A 15,811-nucleotide genomic window follows, 5' to 3' on the forward strand; every position below is an offset into this window, starting at 1 on the left:
CAGTATTGACACTTCCTAACCATTTTCATTCTCTGTGGTGCAGCACTGATTTTGTAATACATGGATGGGTAACGGGTGCAATAGTTGAAGATCCAGCTTTCATTTAGGCGGCTTTTCTTATTGAAGTAACGGGGCAGATTACTTTAATCAGGATTATATTTAATTGGCTGGAAATTATTTTATGGAATATAATGCAAGTGAAAGAGGGTGTTTGTTTGACTGTAACTTGGTTTTTTATTATTTTTATTCTCGGCATTTTGGGATTTACTTTAATAATCGACTTAAGGCGTAAGAAAATCAATAACAACCCCCATATTCCAACCAATCCAAATTCTAAGCCTAGGGACAGTTCAAACTACATGATGGGTGATAATAGATATACTAATGGTGGGCAATAGTAACTATAGCTTTATTGAAGTAACAGGGGCTAGTCTTGAGGATGGAGTTGCAGCTGACAACTCCTTTTTTCGTTGTTCAACTAAAAGGGTAAGTTCAAACAAAAAGCACCGCAGGTTTGCGGTGCTTTTTGATAAGTTGTAAATTAACGTTTGGCTATAAGAAACGGAACCCGTTAAAAAATTATTTCATCTCTTTTTTTCCGTCTTTCATTAGGTTGTTCCAATTAGTACCACCATCAATTGATTCAAATAAATCATTTTTATAGGTGGTAAACGCTATTTGCTTGTCATTTTTCGGATTAATGGCTAAATACGTAATTGGATTATCATAATCCAAGAAGGGAAAAGTAATGTTCGTTTGTTCACCCGATGCAGGATTTAACGTCTTTAAAACTATTTGATCATTTTCAACACTTGAATATAAAATGGAATCCCCAGTAAACGTTAATGCTGTTACCATAAATGGATCAGTTATCAGCTTCATTGTATTCCCGTTATCGGTTGAATAATATATCCCTGACCTAGTAGACATTGCCATAATAGCACCGTTTTTCGGGTGGACAGCTATCATTCCAAGCGAGTCTGCATTAAAATCCTTGAACGCACTTTTTTTCCAAGTGCCTCCTCCATCTGTCGAGTAGTTCACGCCTAAACTTAAAGCATCATTCGGCTGTTCACTAATCACATATAACCCCTCGCCTGAAAAACTGGCTGCCGTGAAATGAAAATTCACTTTCCCATAGAAAGCTAATTTTTGAAGGGTTTCCCCTTTATCAACACTTTGCACCAACCCAAGCGGGTCCGTTAAGCCTGTCCCTTTTTGCGGATGCCCACTAGATAGAAAACCAGATTGTACCGCTTGAAATCCAATATAATCATGTTGATTCGTTGTTGTTTTGTACCACTTTCCATCTTTGTACATTTTTATGCCATCATTTGCAGCCACATAAAGGGCATTATCATTACCTGGATAGCCAATCCCACGAATATTTTTTACTTTAAAGGATTTTGCTTCCACTATCTCATATTTTGCTTTTGTTTCAGCCTGATTTTTAAGGTTGGTCTTTTTTGTATCCTCACTTTTGTTTGTGCAGCCTGAGACTACAAATAATATTCCTGTAAGAATAGCAAAAATCACTTTCATTTGAAGCTTCACTTTTTTTCCTCCTGAAACATTATCTAAATCTATTAGTATTCGTTTATGAATCCTTATCCATCCACTTATACCCCAGTCCCCATACGGTTGTCAAATATTCATCAACTGGAAAACCTGTTTTTCGCAATTTATCTCGTAGATTGCGTACATGTGAATCAATAGTGCGATCTTCTGTACCAACAGAATAACCCCAAATCGTCGTCAGTAGCTGATCCCTGGTAAATACCTTGTTCCTATTTAGTAGGAATAAGTTTAATAAGGAAAACTCCTTCGGGGTTACAGGCACTTGCTGATGGTTGTATGAAACATTAAAGGATTCTTCATTGAGGGAAAGACCATGAAATCCAATCGTTCCTCCATTTCCTTTTTTCCTTCTTAACATGGCTTCAATTCGAGCAATTAGCTCCTCTTCGTCAAAGGGCTTTGAAATGTAATCATCCGCACCTATCTTCAGCCCTCTTACGACATCCATTTTTTCGCTACGCGCTGTAAGCATGATAATCGGAATATCCCAATTTTTCCGGATTTCCTTGCAAGTCTCCCAACCGTCCATTTCCGGCATCATAACATCTAACAGAATAAGATCCGCTTTATCCTCTTCTAAAAAACGGATGGCTTCAAGAGCAGATGTCTTTTTAATACAGTTATACCCTTTCGGTGCTAAATAGAGGGAAAGTAAATCTAACATTCTTAGTTCATCGTCCACTAACAGAATTTTTTTCAATTGTTTTCCACTCCCGATTACTAAATCTAGGTTTAAATTATACTACAAATATATGAAAACAAATGTGAAATTTCAGTTAAAACGCACCTGGACATACACTTTGGCCTATACAAATATTTTAAAGGGCACATACCCTATTATTAAAGGATAAAGGGGGGAATCACGATGCCTTACGGTTATCCAAATTCTTTCGGTTACCCAGCGCCCTATCCTGATTATCCTGCACCTTATGCCAGCGGTGCTGGTGTATGGATTGCAGTCATAATCGTTCTATTTATTCTATTGTTTATCTTCGCGGCGTGGTGGTGGTACAGCTGTTTTTATTAAGGAACTCTTATTCGGCTTATGCACCTTTGCATGAGCCCTCTTTATTTCGAAAACCGTAAAACATAGAATTTTTCGAAAAGTTATTTTATAATGAAAAGATACATAATAAAGGGGGTAAATAGCATGACAGCCACTACATATTCAGATGTTTGGAACTTAGAAGTATTTTTTAATGGGGGCAGTGATTCCTCAGAATTCGCAGACCACCTTGAGCGAACTGGACAATTAATTGAACTTTTCGCGACAAAGGTAGACAACTGGACTCCACTCAATTCACTGGAGGATCGCCAGTTTCTTCAAGAGGTACTAGAAGATATAGAAAATGCAGTAGTAAAACTTATTCAAGCTGGAGCTTTCGTGGGCTGCCTACTAGCACAAAATACCGAAGATAAGAAAGCGTATACCCATGATGCGAAAGTAACCAGCTTGAGTGCGGCTTTCCAAACAGCACTTGGATCCTTCGATAACCTGCTAACAACAATTGACGATGAGGTTTGGCAGGAGTTATTAGCGAATGAGCCATTAGTGGAACTCTCCTTTGTGTTAACCGAAAGCCGCGAGCGGGCAAAGGAAAAGCTGTCAAAAGAAGAAGAAGCGCTAATCAGTGCACTTGAGGTTGACGGCTATCATAGCTGGGGCCAGTTATATGATTTAATTGTTAGTAAAATTAAAATCTCGATTAATGAAAACGGTGAGGAGAAGCAGCTTTCTGTCGGACAGGCTTCTAACAAATTCTCCAGTCCAGACCGCGACGAACGTGCAGTTATTTTTCAAAATTGGGAAAAGGCTTGGGGGGCTCAGGCAGATTTCCTGGCAAAAACCTTAAATCATCTCTCAGGCTTCCGTTTAAGTGTTTATGAAAAAAGAGGCTGGGAAGATGTGCTGAAGGAGCCGCTGAACATAAACCGGATGGAAAAAGAAACACTAGAAACGATGTGGGCAGTGATTTCCGAAAACAAACTTAAGCTTGTCGCCTATTTAGAACGGAAAGCCAAACTTCTTGGTGTTGAAAAACTAAGCTGGTATGATCTAGAAGCACCGTTTGGAACAACAGCCTCCAATCTTTCCTATCAAGAAGGTGCAAAATTTATTGAACAGAATTTTGCCGCTTTTGGTGAAAGAATGGCTACATTTGCCCGAGATGCATTTGAAGATCAATGGATTGAAGGCGAAGACCGCCCTGGTAAAGCACCAGGAGGATTTTGTACCTTCTTCCCTGAAAGTGAACAATCTCGTATCTTTATGACTTATTCTGGAACACCATCAAATGTATCAACACTCGCACATGAGCTTGGACATGGCTTCCATACGTTTGCCATGAGAGGAGTTCCACTCCTTAATCGCAATTATGCCATGAATGTGGCTGAAACAGCCTCAACCTTTGCGGAAATGATTGTCGCTGATGCTGCTGTAAAAAACGCAAAAGACATAGGAGAAAAACTGGCACTACTTGATGATAAAGTTCAAAGAACCGTAGCCCTGTTAATGAATATCCATGCCCGCTACTTATTTGAAACTCGTTTTTATGAAGAAAGAAAACAAGGCCCTGTTTCGGTAGAGAGATTAAATGAATTAATGTTAACTGCACAGAAAGATGCCTACTGCGATGCCTTAGAAGAATATCATCCATTATTTTGGGCTTCGAAGTTACACTTCTTTATCACAGATGTACCGTTCTATAACTTCCCATACACCTTCGGCTATCTTTTCTCACTTGGTATTTATGCTGAGGCCCTCGAGGAAGGTAAAGGATATGAGGATAAATATATTTCCTTGTTAAGGGACACTGCCTCAATGCCGGTCGAGGAACTGGCACAGAAACATTTACAAGTAGATTTAACCCAAAAGGATTTCTGGGAAAAAGCAGTTCACATCTGTATCGATGATATTGATGAGTTCTTAGAGTTAACGAAAGATATATAATTAGCATTTAAAAAGCATCGGCCGAACGAATGGCCGATGCTTCTAATTTTTTTGGTTTATTCCACACTTATTTCAGCAATAATTACGCAGCCAATCGCCCCAGTAATGACAATTGCCATCACAACCATGAACATATTCTCCACCCCTTAGATAGATCCTGCTATTTCTAATTTGAATTTATCATATTTTCACAGTACCTACCTTAGGGAAAAGTGAACATTTTGTTAACGAACATTTTGAGCTATTAGCAATTTGATTTATCTTTCCATGATTGGGTTATGAGTTGAAGCTCTTGTTTGTTTTCTTTGGTTTAAAGATAAGTGATAAGAATAAAATATGCAGCGGCATGTACATTACCTCCTATTTTTTGCTTCCTTAGCTAGGTGGTATCCTTCATATCCCATAGGCTAGCACCACGACCTTGCATTAGAAAAAACAACATTTAAAAAACCACCCTTCCATTCATCGATTTTTTTATTCCTTACATGAAGCGGTACATGGATACTTGACGATCTTTGTTTTTTTCATAAAGTCTTTCAACCATTTCTTGATGTACAGCTTCTTCGAGATTCATACTACGTTTATTAATGGTAATCGTTAAAAAGAATATATTCAGTGTCATTTTGATTCACTTCCTTTTTTAAAGCTTTCTTACATGAAATGAAGCATGGAAATTTGACGGTCTTTATTTTCCTCATAGAGTTTTTCAACCATTTCCTGTTGAACCGCTTCTTGGAGACTCACTTCACGTTTTTTAAATGTAATCGAGAAAAAGAATATATTTAATGTCATTTTGATTCACTTCCTTTATTTAAAGCAGTATTACATAAAATGATGCATGGAAATTTGACGGTCTCTATTTTGCTGATAAAGTTGTTCAACCATTTCCTGTTGAGCCGCCTCTTGAAGACTTATTTCACGTTTTTTAAATGTAATCGAGAAAAAGAATATATTTAATGTCATTTTGATTCACTTCCTTTATTTAAAGCAGTATTACATAAAATGATGCATGGAAATTTGACGGTCTTTATTTTGCTGATAAAGTTGTTCAACCATTTCCAGTTGAACCGCCTCTTGAAGACTTACTTCACGTTTTTTAAATGTAATCGAGAAAAAGAATATATTAAGAGTCATATTTACCACCTCCTTTTAAAAATATTTCAGTAAAGCTCAGCAACAACATTTCCAATTTATGCAACACATATCTAATTTGCGCGAAAAAAGGGCACAAAAAGGCCGCAAGAAAATTCTTCCTTGCGGCCAGCCTTTTTTAGACACAAAAATACCGCAAGGCGTCATTCTCCCTGCGGCATGGATATGTATTGTAACAAAAGGTTAAGCAATCCATTCCAGTCTGGTCGAATGCGTGATATTCAAATATACAGTTTTCATGCCAGTTAATACTAAACTCATCTTCTTCGACCTCCTTTGGAATTTTTTACTTTCTAGGGTAATTATATCCACGCAACTATACTTTGTAAACCTTTTTACTGAATTTTTTTAAAAAATAATTAAAAAGCCTTTATCATTCACAAAAAAAAATAAGCGTCCCTTTTTTTAGGGATCACCTATTTCTTCATGAAAAAATCCTCGTCAACTTCCATTTCCAGCAGCTTGAGCTGGCATTGCTTTGACTGAATAAACAATAATATCGATACAGCTAAGAAGGACATCGAGGAAAGAATCATAATATTTACATCCATTTCACTTTTCGCTTCAAATGGAATGATTATACCTAGAAAGAAAACGATACCGACAGCCAATAAGACAGTTCCGAAACGTTTATAATCAACCATTTTTTCAAACAGCACTTTCGTTTGTTGCTTCACTTCTTATCACCCGCTTTTCTTTTAGACTACTAAACTAGTTTACTACAGAAAAGAACGGTAAACAGTATGTAAATATTAGAAAAGGTGTCAGGCACCATGTGAAAAATTCACATGGTGCCTGACACCTTTTTCCACTATTTTAATGCCTGGGTTAAGTCCTCAATTAAGTCTTCGATGTCCTCAAGTCCTACGGATATACGAACCAAGCCGTCTGTGATGCCTAATTCAGCCCGTCGTTCTGCCGGAATCGAAGCATGGGTCATTCTTGCCGGAACAGAAATCAAGCTTTCTACTGCACCAAGGCTTTCAGCTAAAGTAAAATATTTTACTTTACTTAGTAATCGATCTGCATTTTCGGCACTTCCAACATCGAACGAAACCATACCGCCAAAGCCTCTTGCTTGTTTCTTAGCAATGGAATGATTAGGATGGGTTTCAATGCCAGGGTAAAATACCTTTTTCACCTGATCATGACCTTGTAAAAATTCAACAATTGCCTTAGTATTGGCTTCCGTTTCTTCCATTCGGATCCCTAATGTCTTAATACCCCTGATGAGTAGCCACGAATCCTGAGGCCCTAAAACCCCGCCAGTCGAGTTTTGCACGAAGTGAAGGTCCTCGGCTAACTTATCGCTGTTGACAACAACTAATCCCGCCACAACATCACTATGACCGCCGATGTATTTCGTCGCACTATGTAGGACGATATCGGCACCTAACTCAAGCGGATTTTGCCAGTATGGAGTCGAGAACGTGTTATCGACAATGGTTAAAAGCCCATGTTCTTTAGCAAGCTTGGCCGCCGCTTCAATATCAGTAATTTTTAAAAGTGGATTTGTCGGTGTTTCTAAATAAATCGCTTTTGTATTTGGTCTGATTTCACTCTTAATATTGTCCAAATTACTTGTATCAACAAATGTTGAATCAATTCCGAAACGATTCAACACCTTAGTCATGACTCGGAAAGTTCCACCGTAAACATCATCAGTTAAGATCACGTGATCGCCACTGTTAAATAGCATAATAACTGCGGTAATCGCAGCCATCCCCGAGCCAAAGGCAAATCCAGCTTTACCGCCCTCAATGTCTTTAATAAGCTCCTCAAGTGCATGCCTTGTTGGATTACCAGTGCGAGAATATTCGAAACCTTTATGGCCGCCGACACCCTCCTGTTTATACGTACTTACTTGATAAATAGGGAAAGACACAGCACCTGTTGCTGGATCTTCACTAATGCCGCCATGAATCAATTTCGTCTTTCTTCTCATCCTAAATCCCCCCCTCAAAGATTTTTTTGCTTAAATAACGTTCACTGCCATCTGGAAAAATAACTACGATGTTTGTACCCGCCGTTGCTGTTTCAGCCTCTTTGAGGGCCGCATAAAAGGCTGCACCAGAAGAACTGCCGACAAGCAACCCCTCTTTAGCGGCTAACTCTTTAACGAGGTGAAAGGCATCAGCATCCGCAATGGTGTGAATGGCATCAAAGTAGTCAGGTTCCATAAACGGCGGCAAAAATTCCATGCCGATCCCTTCTGTTTTATGGGGACCTGATGCACCGCCATTTAAAATAGATCCTTCAGGCTCAACAATAACTGTTTTTAGCTGTTTCTTTTGTTCTTTCAAATAACGGGCAGTTCCCATGAACGTACCGCCTGAACCTGCCCCTGCAACAAAAACATCTATGTCACCATCTAGTTGATCCCAGAGTTCTGGTCCTAGTGTTTTATAATAGGTAGCAGGATTAGCTGGATTAGCAAATTGCTGCGGACAATAGGAAGCGGGAATTTCTTTAAGCAGTTCCTCTGCTTTAGCAATCGCCCCCTTAATTCCTTGCTCCGTTGGTGTATGAACAATTTTTGCCCCAAGTGCTTTCATGATTTCCTGCTTTTCCATGCTGAACTTTTCAGGCACACAGAAAATCACCTGAACTCCTTTATTTATCGCAGCAAGCGCTAAACCAATCCCAGTATTTCCGGCAGTTGGCTCAATGATCGTCCCGCCTGGTCGAAGTTTCCCACTCGAAAATGCCTCACGTAACAGTTCCATTCCAAGCCTGTCTTTAACACTTCCCCCAGGATTCATGAACTCCAGTTTTGCAAAAATACGAACGCCACTGGGCAAGGGAAACTGCGTCAATTCAACGATTGGTGTGTGCCCAATTAATTCATGAACATTTTTGTAGACCTTCATTTCTCCACCCCTGTTAACCTAACGTATCGCTGCTACCATTTTCATAACTAAAGTAGCTGAATTTGTGGCTGCTTTGTCAATAAATTGATCAAATGAAATTTCTGATTCTTTTCCGGCGATGTCAGAAAGCGAACGAATAATGACAAAAGGAACTCCAAAGCGATGAGCCACTTGCGCGATAGCAGCAGCTTCCATTTCAACCGCCTGTAAATCTTTAAATTTCGACCGAACAAAATCGACACGGACTGGGTCTTCCATGAAAGAATCTCCCGTAACAATTAACCCCTTCACAATTTGGAATTTTTCTAGTTCGTTTGAAGCTGTTTCTGCAACTGCCATTAATTTCTCATCAGCTAAAAACGCAGCCGGAAGCTGTGGTACTTGACCATACTCATAACCAAAAGCGGTAACATCTACGTCATGATGGCGAACCTCAGTTGAAATAACGGCATCACCTACATTAAGTGAAGGATTAAAACCTCCCGCTGATCCGGTATTAATGATGTAATCAGGTTTATATTTCTCAAGCAGAATCGTGGTAGACATGGCCGCATTAACTTTACCAATCCCTGAACGAAGCAGAATTACATCCGCTCCATGCATTTTTCCAAACGTAAATTCGCAGCCTGCCACTTCTTCTTGGGTTCTGTCCTCGATATTGTTTCTTAGTAAAGTAACTTCTTCTTCCATTGCTCCGATGATAGCGATTTTCATTGATTTGACCTCTTTCTACTAATTTAAGAATTTAATCATTAAACTTCGATGACTGTCTAGCGCAAGCAGCCCAGCGACTAGTGTATTGGCCCTCTCCTCTTTACGATAAGTCAACATCGAATCGCTTGTGCTCTTCGTGTTTCCTTTATCTCATGTAGAGCGGTCCAATCCTGTCGTGCGCTAAACGGTCGCTTCCGCTTTTCTTACTGTTTTACGCCTTCCATTAACCAGACAAAATCGTTGAAGCGGGTAAAGGTAACGCTAAAACTATTTTCTTCCAAAGTATTTTTTAAAAACGGAATCGTTGTATAATATTCAGTTTCCAAATCTTTTGCCAGGTTAGGAAAGCCTTCATGTTTTGCTTTTACGATTTGCTGTTTATAATCTTCCGCGGATTCAAACATCGTATCCGCAAACACTATTTTACCACCTTTTGAAAGGTGCTTGCTATAGCAAGAAATAGCCTCCGCTTTTTCATCATCGGTTAAATGATGGAAAGCATACGTACTGACAAAGGTTTCTATATTTTTTACTTGTGGAAAAAGAAGAAAGTCCCCATCAAGAAGCACTGCTTTACCGCCAAGCTTTTCTTCGGCAATTTTTCTCATTGAAGGAGACGGCTCAATTCCCGTAACCCTTAAGCCGTTTGCTATCAGCTTATTCGTCAAATTTCCCGTACCGACACCAAATTCAACCACATGACCAATTGACCTGGCTGCTACAGCCTCTAATATTTGCTGATAATTTGAAAATACTTCTTTATATTCGATATCATGACCAACGACGGTCTCATCATATGAATCAGCCCACTCTTCAAAGATTTCAAGAAATTCTCTTCCCATCATTTCACTCCTCAAACATAAGTGTATAATTCCTATGAGTATACTATGGATTAAATCAAAATTATGTTATCATAGTTCAAACTTTTATTCAAATCCGTTGATAGTATAGAAGGAAATCACTAAAATGGAATTATGGAAAGGATGATATTAGATGAATTTTCAATTTGATTTGATTGAGGATAAAGTGGAGTTCTTTGAGGCCAATAATCTTAAAACATTACAAAAAAAGATTGAAACTCAAATTGATGAGAACAGAGCGATCTTGCTTGGAGTCCATTCCGTATCCCACCAAATGCATGTTAATGAAAATGGACAAACCTACTTTACGGCTGTTGTTCATTTTAAAAAGAAATAGGATCACTTTGACCAGGGGGGATCTATTGATACACTTATCAATGGCATGAAATCCCACTTGAAAAAATATGAGGATGGGCCATCTCTGACCCATCCTCTCATTTATTTCTGAAGTTCTGCAAGTTCTTCCACTTTTGTAGGCATCCAGCCCTGGCCATCCACCCATTTGATATAGACTTTATACTTTTGCTGTTTATCTTTAGAGTAGACTGTTCCAATAGCGGCATTCGTGGTAGATTTGTCACTGCCCAACCAAAAAACCGACATATTTCCTTGGTCAAGTCCGGTTGCATAGGAGATGGCATTCAGCATCTCATTCCAATCGACTCCATTATAAACAGGAGTATGATCACCAGTTTGAGTAGTACCAACAGGCTTCCAGCTCGGATTTTCGATGGTTTTTAACACATTCGAAGAACTGCCTCCAGTTGACTCCACTGCCTGTGAATCGTCAGCCTTTTGAGGAGTGGAAGCCTCTTCACTTGATTGGTGTTCCGAATTAGCAGCATTTGACGAGTTATCATCCTTTTTGACGTCCTCATTTTTTTTCTTATCCTGATCCTTTTTATGTACCGATTTCTTTTGCTCTGTTTTAGGATCTTGTTTCTTTGGTGCTGCCGTTTCATCACTGCCTGAAGCAAAAATATTGTATGCGACAAAAATAATTAATAGCAGCACAATAACGATTAAACCATTTAAGAAGAGATTCGTTTTTTTCCTTTTCGCACGGTATCCGGAACGAGAACTAGAATTAAAATCATTACTCAATTTCATATTCCTCCCTAACTAGAAATGCGGAAGCGCCTTGTTCAGGGGCTACCAGTATTAGACAAGTGCTGATAGAAGGCGTGCCTTTTGCCTTCCGAAGCCGATTGGCTTATGAGTCCAAGCTCCTAGGCAACTTGCGCTAGACAATAAATAATGCTCTCAATATTCTACCATGATTTTCAGAGAACTTGAAGGGAAAACCCTTTTTACTGTTCGGTCCCATGATAATTTCCATTCAGCATTTTAACCATATCAGCAAACAGTAAATTAACTCCACCCTCCGAATCTAACACATCCAAATTAACAGCCACTAACGCATATTTAGGATGTTGATAAGGAAAATAACCGGCAAACCATTTATTATGCAATTGCTTGCCATCTTCATATTTTCCCGTTTCTGCTGTACCTGATTTCCCTGCCACCTCGTATGGTAAATCCTTAAACCATCTACCCGTGCCATTTGGGTTTAGCACGACTTCACGCAGCAATTTCTGCAGTTTCATTGCGGTATAAGGAGAAATGGTCTCACCTTTTAAGCTTTGTTTGGGGAAATCAACCATCGTTGTCCCGTTTTTATACTCAATTTTCCCTACTGCACTGACCATTTCCTTTTTACCTCCTCTCGCAATCGTCGCCATCATATTGGCGACAGCTAAAGGAGTAGCCCGAACTTCATTCTGGCCAATTCCGGACATCGCCACAAAATTCGCATCCTTTCTCGCCTCATCAGATAAAAATACTCTGCCCTTATCTTCATCAGCGAGTTGCTTGAAATGGCTTGTATGATAGACATCCCCCTGCCAGCCATTAGTGCCGGTCAAAGATAATTTGCCGGCATAATCCTCTAAAAGGTGAGGGTCAATTCTTTGTATCTCTTTAGCCAGTTCTCCAAACGTACGATTGCAACTTCTCGCAAAGCTATTCGTAAAATCAAGCATCCCATAATCGTATTTTATTTCTGGTTTCCCGTTAATTTTTTTACTGCAATCAAAAAGTCGAGTAGGACTGTCAAGATTATGATCGATAGCAGCAGCGGCAACTACGGTTTTAAAAACCGATCCCATGATTTGCTGTTTCAACATTTTATTTGTAATTCCTGCCCCGCTGTATGGATCCTTTTTATTAATCGCTGGCCGTGAAACCATCGCCAGCACACTATTATCCTCAATATCAAGGAGTACTAACCCGCCCTTTTTTATTTGATATTGATCAACTAAATCCTCTGCTTTTTGCTGAATAGTTTTATCTATCGTTGTCCGAACATTCACAGGATAAAATGGATTGGCTGGGTCAATATACTTTACGTTGATTCCGAATAGTGGTGCACCAGAGCCATCTACATGGTAAACAAGCTTGGATTTCCCTTCAGGAAGTAAGAATTCATCAAAGCTTTCTTCAAGCCCAGAGACACCTAGAAGCGTTTTCTCCGAAAGTTCTTTATTCGGATAGCGTTTCTTTAATTCCTCCGGGTTTTCTCCGGTCAAGCCGAGTAACTGCTCAGCCGGCACCTCGGCACGTTCAAACTTTTTTTCAATCGCAAACACACCAGGTATTTTCAAGGCATTGATTCTTTCCATTTGTGATGTGGTCAATTCACGAGGTTCAGGGTCACCAAAAGCAAACGGCTTCTTTGTCGTGTCTACTGCCAATTGAAGTAAATGAACCGGTATCCCGGAAATATCAGACACCTTCTCAATATCCCAATCGATTTTTTTTAAAAATGGAAACAGGACAAGGACAGACACTTTCTTATGCGTCAGCATGTCCCCGTTTCGGTCAAGGAAATTCCCCCTGCCATTATCAATTACCAGCTCTTGGGTTCTTTGTTTGACACTTTCCTCGAGTAAATTCACATTATGCTTAGAAAAAGTCTCTGTCTCAATCAATTGGATTTGCATTAAACGTATTAAAAGCAACAGCAAACCTGTTATACAAATAAATAACCATGCAATGGCCCGTCTTCTCCACATAAAAAACACCTCGTCAAAAGTTTTGACGAGGTTTGCTAATTTCAAACAATGATTCAAATGAAATATATAAAGACAATTATTTAATATTAACGATTCGAACGCTCATTTCACCGCCAGGCGTTTGAACAGAGACTTGATCGCCTACTTTTTTACCTAACAGGCTTTTGGCAATCGGCGAGTCATTTGAAATCTTTCCTTCAAATGGATCTGCCTCGGCACTCCCAACGATCGTATACGTTTCTTCATCACCATCTGGCAGCTCAACAAAGGTAACGGATCTACCTAAAATAACAGAGTCACCGACAATCTCGCTTTCAGCAATAATTTTGGCATTGCGAACCATATTTTCTAAAGTTGTAATTCGGCCTTCAACAAATGCCTGCTCTTCTTTCGCGGAATCATACTCAGAGTTTTCAGATAAGTCACCGAAGCTTCGTGCGATTTTAATTCTTTCCACCACTTCTTTACGTTTCACTGATTTTAAATACTCAAGCTCTTGGACTAATTTGTCTTTTCCTGCTTGTGTCATTGGAAATACTTTTTCTGTAGCCAAAATCCTCACTCCTTCTAGTCTTCACAATCCTCGAATAGATTTGTGTATGTAGTATATGTAGGTATTAATGTCATTTGACATAAATACATAGCAGCGCGTCCTTGAATCAGGGCGCGCAATAAAATAATATTAAATAAGCTTTTCTTTGCTATTGTGTCACAAAAATGATTTTTGTTCAAGAATTGTTTGAATTTTTGTGACCATTATATCGATGGCAACATGGTTTTGGCCGCCCTCTGGAATAATCACATCAGCATAACGCTTCGTTGGTTCAATAAACTGATTATGCATTGGACGGACCACATTTAAATATTGGTCGATAACGGAATCAAACGTCCGACCGCGTTCGCTTATGTCACGCGTCATGCGACGGATGATTCTTAAATCGGCGTCGGTATCGACGTACAATTTAATGTCCATTAAATTGCGGAGACGCTCGTCCTCAAGTACTAAGATTCCTTCTAAAATAATTACATCCTGCGGTTCAATCGGAATGACTTTGTCTGAACGGGTATGGATGGCATAATCATAAACCGGTTTGTCAATTGCTTCATAACGTAAAAGCTTCTCAATATGTTCAATGAGTAAATCATTGTCAAATGCAAGTGGATGATCATAATTTGTTTTCAATCGTTCCTCGAAGGGTACATCATGCTGATCCTTATAATAATAATCCTGTTCAAGCACCAAAATGGAATGATCTTTCAAACTTTCATAAATAGCGTTTGTTACACTGGTTTTTCCGGAGCCTGAGCCACCCGTTACACCTATAACAACTGGTTTGCGCATCTTGCTAGTTCTCCTTTCGCATCATGTTGTTAGGGTATACCGGTTTGTCCAATTTAAATTGTACAATTTGAAGTGGATGTCTAGCTGCATCCAGTTCATTACCTTTTTCATCCCAAATTTTATCAATCACATGAGTAAAGTTTTGAATTTCCGGTCCGAAGAATTCCACTTCTTCTCCTGGTTTAAAATGGTTTCGCTGTTGCAGTGTTACCATTTGTGTTTCCTCATTATAATCCAAGACAAGACCGACAAATTCAAACTTTGTCTTCTTGCTATGATTACCAAACATTTGCTCTTTATACCCTGGAACCCCTTCAAAAAATGCCGGTGCTGTTTCCCGGTTGGCACATTTATCAAGTTCCTCTAACCATTCTTGCTTAATCACAAAATTCTCTGGATCCGCACAATAAGTGTCAATCACTTTACGATAAACACTTACGACCGTTGCGATGTAATGAATCGATTTCATTCGGCCTTCAATTTTTAAACTGTCAATGCCAAGCTCAATCATTTGCGGAATTGCCTTAATTAAATTAAGGTCCTTTGGACTCATCGCGAATGGATCATCCTTTTCATCGTGAAGAGCTACTTCCTTTTCGCTACCTTCTAATTGATAAAGGTCATAATCCCATCGGCACGACTGGCAACAGCCGCCTCGGTTTGAGTCCCTGGCAGTCATATGATTACTCAAGGTACAGCGACCAGAATAGGCAATACACATAGCTCCATGAATAAAGGTTTCAATTTCTATATCCACCTTTTCTTTCATTTCTCTGATTTCTTCTGCACTAACCTCACGTGCTAAAACCACACGTTCTGCCCCATCCTCTTTCCAAAATTGAGCAGCTTTCCAGTTTGACAGTGATTGCTGTGTACTTATATGGATTTCAATCTCTGGTGCGAGGCGACGACAAGTTTCAATAATTAGCGGGTCTGCGACAATAATTCCCGCTATCCCCGTCTCCTTTAAACCAAGGATATATTCCTCTAAGCCTTCGATATTTTCATTATGGGCAAAAATGTTGGTTGTAACATAAATCCTTGCACCGTAATCTTTGGCGAACCGTGCCCCTTCTTTCATTTCTTCAAATGTGAAGTTATCAGCATTTGAACGAAGGCCATATTCTTGACCGCCAATAAATACGGCATCTGCACCATATTGAACAGCGATTTTCAATTTTTCTAAATTGCCTGCTGGAGCAAGGAGTTCCGGCTTCTTGACAATGACACGTTTTCCGTCGATCATCTCAGAAATTTTATCTTTTACTGTA

19 protein-coding genes are annotated in these 15,811 nt (G+C 39.4%); 3 read left to right on the forward strand and 16 right to left on the reverse strand.

From position 1 onward, the window contains the following. Positions 1-579: 579 nt before the first annotated feature. The gene (locus RTR43_RS18950) at positions 580-1,554 is read right to left on the reverse strand and encodes a F510_1955 family glycosylhydrolase (protein WP_312473907.1); all 975 of its coding nucleotides are present in this window, start codon (positions 1,552-1,554) and stop codon (positions 580-582) included. Positions 1,555-1,597: 43 nt separating this feature from the next. Then, positions 1,598-2,278 carry a response regulator transcription factor gene (locus RTR43_RS18955; RefSeq protein WP_312473909.1) on the reverse strand — a complete coding sequence of 227 codons (681 nt, stop codon included), beginning with the start codon at positions 2,276-2,278 and terminating at the stop codon, positions 1,598-1,600. Between the two features lie 165 nt (positions 2,279-2,443). Here RTR43_RS18955 and RTR43_RS18960 point away from each other — a divergent pair, with 165 nt between their 5' ends. After that, complete coding sequence (locus RTR43_RS18960; RefSeq protein ID WP_312473912.1) at positions 2,444-2,605, forward strand: hypothetical protein; 162 nt, start codon at positions 2,444-2,446, stop codon at positions 2,603-2,605. A 123-nt stretch (positions 2,606-2,728) separates the two neighbouring features. Next, the gene (locus tag RTR43_RS18965; RefSeq protein WP_312473915.1) at positions 2,729-4,528 is read left to right on the forward strand and encodes a M3 family oligoendopeptidase; all 1,800 of its coding nucleotides are present in this window, start codon (positions 2,729-2,731) and stop codon (positions 4,526-4,528) included. Between the two features lie 481 nt (positions 4,529-5,009). Here the strand turns inward: RTR43_RS18965 and RTR43_RS18970 are convergent, their stop codons facing one another. The 9 genes from RTR43_RS18970 to RTR43_RS19010 form a co-directional block, all read right to left on the reverse strand. Continuing rightward, the gene (locus tag RTR43_RS18970) at positions 5,010-5,150 is read right to left on the reverse strand and encodes a YrzI family small protein (protein WP_248735754.1); all 141 of its coding nucleotides are present in this window, start codon (positions 5,148-5,150) and stop codon (positions 5,010-5,012) included. 29 nt (positions 5,151-5,179) lie between these two features. Next, positions 5,180-5,320 carry a YrzI family small protein gene (locus RTR43_RS18975; RefSeq protein WP_312473918.1) on the reverse strand — a complete coding sequence of 47 codons (141 nt, stop codon included), beginning with the start codon at positions 5,318-5,320 and terminating at the stop codon, positions 5,180-5,182. A gap of 30 nt (positions 5,321-5,350) precedes the next feature. Beyond that, complete coding sequence (locus RTR43_RS18980) at positions 5,351-5,491, reverse strand: YrzI family small protein (protein ID WP_312473920.1); 141 nt, start codon at positions 5,489-5,491, stop codon at positions 5,351-5,353. A 30-nt stretch (positions 5,492-5,521) separates the two neighbouring features. Continuing rightward, the gene (locus RTR43_RS18985) at positions 5,522-5,662 is read right to left on the reverse strand and encodes a YrzI family small protein (protein WP_312473922.1); all 141 of its coding nucleotides are present in this window, start codon (positions 5,660-5,662) and stop codon (positions 5,522-5,524) included. A gap of 434 nt (positions 5,663-6,096) precedes the next feature. Further along, a complete protein-coding gene (locus RTR43_RS18990; protein WP_312473924.1) occupies positions 6,097-6,357 on the reverse strand; it encodes a YrhC family protein in 261 nt (86 codons plus the stop codon). 134 nt (positions 6,358-6,491) lie between these two features. Then, a complete protein-coding gene (locus tag RTR43_RS18995) occupies positions 6,492-7,625 on the reverse strand; it encodes a bifunctional cystathionine gamma-lyase/homocysteine desulfhydrase (protein WP_312473926.1) in 1,134 nt (377 codons plus the stop codon). 1 nt (position 7,626) lies between these two features. Then, positions 7,627-8,550 (reverse strand): PLP-dependent cysteine synthase family protein, encoded by a 924-nt coding sequence (locus RTR43_RS19000; RefSeq protein ID WP_312473928.1) that lies wholly within the window; start codon positions 8,548-8,550, stop codon positions 7,627-7,629. 18 nt (positions 8,551-8,568) lie between these two features. Continuing rightward, positions 8,569-9,264 (reverse strand): 5'-methylthioadenosine/S-adenosylhomocysteine nucleosidase, encoded by a 696-nt coding sequence (mtnN, locus tag RTR43_RS19005; protein WP_312473931.1) that lies wholly within the window; start codon positions 9,262-9,264, stop codon positions 8,569-8,571. 203 nt (positions 9,265-9,467) lie between these two features. Then, a complete protein-coding gene (locus RTR43_RS19010) occupies positions 9,468-10,106 on the reverse strand; it encodes a class I SAM-dependent DNA methyltransferase (protein ID WP_312474019.1) in 639 nt (212 codons plus the stop codon). A 151-nt stretch (positions 10,107-10,257) separates the two neighbouring features. On the opposite strand from RTR43_RS19010, the gene RTR43_RS19015 reads away from it, so the two are divergent. Beyond that, on the forward strand, positions 10,258-10,461 hold the full coding sequence (locus RTR43_RS19015; RefSeq protein ID WP_312473933.1) for a DUF2536 family protein: 204 nt from the start codon (positions 10,258-10,260) through the stop codon (positions 10,459-10,461). 101 nt (positions 10,462-10,562) lie between these two features. Here RTR43_RS19015 and RTR43_RS19020 read toward each other — a convergent pair whose 3' ends face one another. The 5 genes from RTR43_RS19020 to RTR43_RS19040 all read right to left on the reverse strand — a co-directional run bounded on the left by RTR43_RS19020 (position 10,563) and on the right by RTR43_RS19040 (position 15,786). Beyond that, the gene (locus RTR43_RS19020; protein ID WP_396954598.1) at positions 10,563-11,228 is read right to left on the reverse strand and encodes a YrrS family protein; all 666 of its coding nucleotides are present in this window, start codon (positions 11,226-11,228) and stop codon (positions 10,563-10,565) included. Positions 11,229-11,434: 206 nt separating this feature from the next. After that, positions 11,435-13,198: a peptidoglycan D,D-transpeptidase FtsI family protein gene (locus RTR43_RS19025; protein WP_312473938.1), complete on the reverse strand. Its 1,764-nt coding sequence runs from the start codon at positions 13,196-13,198 to the stop codon at positions 11,435-11,437. Between the two features lie 76 nt (positions 13,199-13,274). Continuing rightward, complete coding sequence (gene greA / locus RTR43_RS19030) at positions 13,275-13,751, reverse strand: transcription elongation factor GreA (RefSeq protein WP_248737463.1); 477 nt, start codon at positions 13,749-13,751, stop codon at positions 13,275-13,277. A gap of 156 nt (positions 13,752-13,907) precedes the next feature. Continuing rightward, the gene (gene udk / locus RTR43_RS19035; RefSeq protein ID WP_248737462.1) at positions 13,908-14,540 is read right to left on the reverse strand and encodes a uridine kinase; all 633 of its coding nucleotides are present in this window, start codon (positions 14,538-14,540) and stop codon (positions 13,908-13,910) included. Positions 14,541-14,544: 4 nt separating this feature from the next. After that, a complete protein-coding gene (locus tag RTR43_RS19040; RefSeq protein ID WP_312474021.1) occupies positions 14,545-15,786 on the reverse strand; it encodes a peptidase U32 family protein in 1,242 nt (413 codons plus the stop codon). Between the last annotated feature and the right edge of the window lie 25 nt (positions 15,787-15,811).

Origin of the sequence: Neobacillus sp. (genome assembly GCF_031988165.1) — a bacterium.
GTDB lineage: Bacteria > Bacillota > Bacilli > Bacillales > Cytobacillaceae > Neobacillus > Neobacillus rhizosphaerae.

Excerpts from the sequence above, each read along its gene's own strand:
- udk (WP_248737462.1), bottom strand. The coding sequence starts at position 14,540 with ATGCGCAAACCAGTTGTTATAGGTGTAACGGGTGGCTCAGGCTCCGGA.
- RTR43_RS18960 (WP_312473912.1), top strand. The coding sequence starts at position 2,444 with ATGCCTTACGGTTATCCAAATTCTTTCGGTTACCCAGCGCCCTATCCT.
- RTR43_RS19010 (WP_312474019.1), bottom strand. The coding sequence starts at position 10,106 with ATGGGAAGAGAATTTCTTGAAATCTTTGAAGAGTGGGCTGATTCATAT.
- RTR43_RS18970 (WP_248735754.1), bottom strand. The coding sequence starts at position 5,150 with ATGACACTGAATATATTCTTTTTAACGATTACCATTAATAAACGTAGT.
- RTR43_RS18995 (WP_312473926.1), bottom strand. The coding sequence starts at position 7,625 with ATGAGAAGAAAGACGAAATTGATTCATGGCGGCATTAGTGAAGATCCA.
- mtnN (WP_312473931.1), bottom strand. The coding sequence starts at position 9,264 with ATGAAAATCGCTATCATCGGAGCAATGGAAGAAGAAGTTACTTTACTA.
- RTR43_RS18985 (WP_312473922.1), bottom strand. The coding sequence starts at position 5,662 with ATGACTCTTAATATATTCTTTTTCTCGATTACATTTAAAAAACGTGAA.
- RTR43_RS19025 (WP_312473938.1), bottom strand. The coding sequence starts at position 13,198 with ATGTGGAGAAGACGGGCCATTGCATGGTTATTTATTTGTATAACAGGT.
- RTR43_RS18980 (WP_312473920.1), bottom strand. The coding sequence starts at position 5,491 with ATGACATTAAATATATTCTTTTTCTCGATTACATTTAAAAAACGTGAA.
- RTR43_RS19000 (WP_312473928.1), bottom strand. The coding sequence starts at position 8,550 with ATGAAGGTCTACAAAAATGTTCATGAATTAATTGGGCACACACCAATC.
- RTR43_RS18965 (WP_312473915.1), top strand. The coding sequence starts at position 2,729 with ATGACAGCCACTACATATTCAGATGTTTGGAACTTAGAAGTATTTTTT.
- RTR43_RS19015 (WP_312473933.1), top strand. The coding sequence starts at position 10,258 with ATGAATTTTCAATTTGATTTGATTGAGGATAAAGTGGAGTTCTTTGAG.
- RTR43_RS19040 (WP_312474021.1), bottom strand. The coding sequence starts at position 15,786 with ATGATCGACGGAAAACGTGTCATTGTCAAGAAGCCGGAACTCCTTGCT.
- RTR43_RS18975 (WP_312473918.1), bottom strand. The coding sequence starts at position 5,320 with ATGACATTAAATATATTCTTTTTCTCGATTACATTTAAAAAACGTGAA.